1 protein-coding gene is annotated in these 1,119 nt (G+C 44.7%); it reads right to left on the bottom strand.

Features of this window, described 5'->3' with window-relative positions; all coding sequences use genetic code 11:
* A partial coding sequence (locus BAZSYMA_RS10170; RefSeq protein ID WP_479385936.1) for an RCC1 domain-containing protein occupies positions 1–1,119 on the bottom strand: 1,119 nt, incomplete at both ends.

Raw genomic sequence — 1,119 nt, 5'->3', positions numbered from 1 at the left:
TATAGCCTTTGTCGGTGGGTGCGTTTGTGGTTTTATTCTTTATTTCATTCCACGAATTATCTAAGCTACCCCATGTTGTAATTGAACCATTGGCTTTAAGGGCAGCAAAGGCTTCATGAGTTGAATAAATTTTGATATAGCCTTTGTCAGTGGGTTTGGGTGCGTTTGGTGCGTTTGTGCCTCCAAAATCTGAGCTACCCCACGCCTTGATTGAGCCATCGGCTTTAAGGGCAGCAAAGGCATAATCATTTGAATAAATCTCGGTATAGCCTTTGTCATCGGGTGCGTTTGTGCCTCCAGAATCTGAGCTACCCCACGCCTTGATTGAGCCATCGGCTTTAAGGGCAGCAAAGGCATATGTATTTGAATAAATTTTGGTATAACCTTTACCATCAGGTGCGTTTGTACCTCCATCACCTGGTTCACCCCACACCTTGATTGAGCCATCAGTTTTAAGGGCGGCAAAGGCAACTGCATTTGAATAAATCTCGGTATAGCCTTTGTCATCGGGTGCGTTTGCACCTCCAGAATATGCTCTACCCCACCCCTTGATTGAGCCATCAGTTTTAAGGGCGGCAAAGGCATTAGTAGTTGAATAAATCTTGGTATAACCTTTGTCGGTGGGTGCGTTGGGTGCGTTTTTACCTCCATAATATACATCACCCCATGTCTCAATTGATCCATCGTGTGTAAGAGCAGCAAAGGCTGCTCTATTAGAATAAATCTTGGTATAGCCACTGCCAGCAGGTGCGTTTGCACCTCCAGAATATACTCTACCCCACACCGTAATTGAACCATCAGCTTTAAGGGCGGCAAAGGCATCAGCAGTTGAATAAATCTCGGTATAGCCTTTGTCAGTGGGTACGTTGGGTGCGTTTTTACCTCCATACTTTAAGCCGCCCCATGTCGTAATCGAGCCATCAGCTTTAAGAGCAACAAAGACACGTTCATTTGAATAAATCTCGGTATAGCCACTATCAGTGGGTGCTTTTTTACCTCCAAAATATGGGTTACCCCACGCCATGATTGAGCCATCACCTTTAATGGTGGCAAAGGCTGTCTTATTAGCATAATTTGGCGCATTATTAACCCCACCAAAATCATTCTGAGCACTAGAAT

Origin of the sequence: Bathymodiolus azoricus thioautotrophic gill symbiont (assembly GCF_001298715.1) — a bacterium.
Lineage (GTDB): Bacteria > Pseudomonadota > Gammaproteobacteria > PS1 > Pseudothioglobaceae > Thiodubiliella.
The sequence above is the reverse complement of the archived record's forward strand: the minus strand, read 5'-3'. Positions and strand labels throughout refer to the sequence as shown.